This is a genomic window from Actinoplanes awajinensis subsp. mycoplanecinus (assembly GCF_001509495.1).
GTDB classification, from domain to species: domain Bacteria; phylum Actinomycetota; class Actinomycetes; order Mycobacteriales; family Micromonosporaceae; genus Actinoplanes; species Actinoplanes palleronii.
The window spans coordinates 1-2487 of record NZ_LLZH01000084.1 but is presented as its reverse complement, the minus strand read 5'-3'; the positions used below and the strand labels follow the sequence as shown (position 1 = coordinate 2487).

Here is a 2487-nt window from a genome sequence, read left to right as displayed (position 1 = left end):
CCCCCCCCCCCCCCCCCCCGGTCCCGGACCCGGCACCTCCCCTGCCCCCCCCCCCCCCCGCCCCGAACCGCCCGCGACCGCCCCGGCGGACACCGAGACGATCCCGAGATCGTGCAGCGCAGCGCAGCACCCGACCACGTCGGCGATCGCGTCGAGCGCCCCGACCTCGTGGAAGTGCACCTCGCCGACATCAATGCCGTGTACCCGGGCCTCGGCCACCGCGAGCCGTTCGAACACCGCGATCGCCCGTTCCCGGACCACCTCGGCCAGCTCCGCCGCCTCCAGCAACGCCCGCAGGCCCCGCCAGTCCCGGTGCGGCGGTTCGGCCACGAGCACCTCGACATGCGCCCGCCCGGCCCGCAGCCCGGCCCGCTGCACCTCACCGAACCCGATCCGCACCGCTCCGGGCACCACCGCGTCGACCGCCGCTTGCACCTGTTCGACCCGTGCCCCGGCATCGAGCAGCGCCCCCAGCATCATGTCCCCGGCCACCCCAGCCGACACATCGATCCAGGCATGCCGGCCGCTCATGCCAGTCCACCGGGTCCGCTCGGTCCGCGCAATTCGCCGGATTCGATGGTTTTGAGTGGCTCGCCGGGTGCGCCGAGTCCGTCCGGTCCATCAGTTGCGCCCGATATGTGCCGGTCAGCCGGGCCGCGTGATTCGCCGGTTTCGCTCGGTTCAGCGGGCCCGAGCGGCGCCGCGATCTGCGCCGCCAGATGGCCCGCGCCGTACCCATTGTCGATGTTGACCACGGCAACGCCCGGCGCGCAGGCATTCAACATCGCCAACAGCGGCGCCAATCCGCCGAAGGCGGCGCCGTAACCGACCGAGGTCGGCAGCCCGACCACCGGAACGCTGATCAGTCCGGCCACCACGCTCGGCAGCGCACCGTCCATGCCCGCGGCGACCACCACGACCCGGGCCCGGCGCAGCAGTTCCAGCCGGGCGAGGATCCGGTGCAGCCCGGCCACCCCGACATCGACGACCAGTTCGGTGGGCCGCCCCAGGTAGCGCGCGGTCAATTCGGCCTCGCGGGCGGCGCGCAGGTCGGAGGTTCCGGCCGCGACCACCACGACCAGCCCGCCGGTCGGCGCCGGGGGAGTGGCCGGCCAGGCGAGCAGCCCGGCGTCGGCGTCGTGCCGAGCATCCGGCAGCTCGGCCAGCACGGCCGCGGCATGCTCCGCGTCAGCCCGGGTGAACAGCGTGATCACATCCGGTCGTGCACGGACCAGGGCAGCGATGCCACCCACCTGCCGGGCCGTCTTGCCCGCGCAGAAGACCGCCTCCGGATAACCCCGCCGGGCAGTCCGATCGAGATCCAGCTCGGCATAGTCGATGACGCCGCCGCCCGCTTCGGCGTCATCGCCTCGGGTGGCACGGCCGGTGCCGGCGGCCTCGGCCGCGCTGTCTGCTTCGGTGGTCTCGGCGGCGCTGTCGGCCGGGGTGGTCTCGGTGGTCCCGGTGGCGCTGTCGGCTCCGGTGGTCCCAATGGCCTCGGTGGCGCTGTCGGCTCGGGTGGTGCCGGTCGTCCCGGTGGCGCTGTCGGCTCGGGTGTCAGTGGGGCCGAGCGGATCAGGCACGGGTCACCTGGACCAGCGGCAGCGTGAAAGCGCCGGACTGGATCCCTGCGACGTCCAGCGTGACGAACCGGAAACCGGCCGCCAGCACCCCCGCGTGCACCGCCTCACGGATCGGCGTGCTGACCGCCCGGACCAGGTCCTCGGCGGGCAGCTCGATGCGCGCGACCTCGCCGTGATGACGTACCCGGAAATCGGCGAAGCCCAACTGCCGCAACGCACCCTCGGCCTGTTCAATTTGCGCCAGCTTCGCTGGCGTCACCTCGCTGTAGTGCGGAATCCTCGATGCCAGGCAGGGCGCCGCGGGTTTGTCGGCGCACGGCAGTCCGCAGGCTCGGGCCAGTCTTCGTACGTCGGTCTTGCGCAACCCGAGCCCCGCCAGCGGCCGCAGCACCCGATGCGCGGCCGCCGCACGCGATCCGGGCCGATCCGGGCGCAGCGCGTCGTCGGCGTTCTCGCCATACGCCACCGCGTCCACCCGGTACTCCGCGAGCACCTCGTCCCCGATCCGCGTGAAAAGCTCGTCCTTGCAGTGGAAACACCGGTCCGGCCCGTTGCGCCGATAGTCCGCGCGCTCGCCTTCCCTGGTGACCACCTCGACCACCGGCACCCCGACGTGCCGGGCCACCTCGTGCGCGGCGGCCCGCTCGTGCTCCGGCAGGCTCGGCGACACCCCGAGGATCGCGAGTACCCGGTCCCGCCCCAGCACCCGCGCCGACAGCGCCAGCAGCAGCGACGAGTCAACCCCACCCGAAAACGCCACCGCCAGCCGATCGATCCCGGTCAGCATCCCCTCGAGCCGAGCCACCACATCATCGACCTCAGAGCCGCCCATAGCGCTCTCCTCCCGTCGGCGGCCCTCAGCTCACCCCACCCCGCCCGGCTTGGCAAGCACCCACCCCAGCCC

Annotated in this window: 3 protein-coding genes; all 3 read right to left on the bottom strand. The window is 73.3% G+C overall.

What is annotated here, in order from left to right; all coding sequences use genetic code 11:
- The coding region (gene larC, locus ADL15_RS11890) for a nickel insertion protein (protein ID WP_157441328.1) at positions 1–531 on the bottom strand (531 nt) is incomplete at its 3' end.
- Positions 528–1583 (bottom strand): nickel pincer cofactor biosynthesis protein LarB, encoded by a 1056-nt coding sequence (gene larB / locus ADL15_RS11885; RefSeq protein ID WP_232344039.1) that lies wholly within the window; start codon positions 1581–1583, stop codon positions 528–530. The genes larB and larC, both read right to left, overlap by 4 nt.
- Positions 1576–2415, bottom strand: a complete 840-nt coding sequence (gene larE / locus ADL15_RS11880) for an ATP-dependent sacrificial sulfur transferase LarE (protein WP_067688414.1) — start codon at positions 2413–2415, stop codon at positions 1576–1578. Before larE ends, larB begins: the two co-directional genes overlap by 8 nt.
- Positions 2416–2487 lie beyond the last annotated feature (72 nt).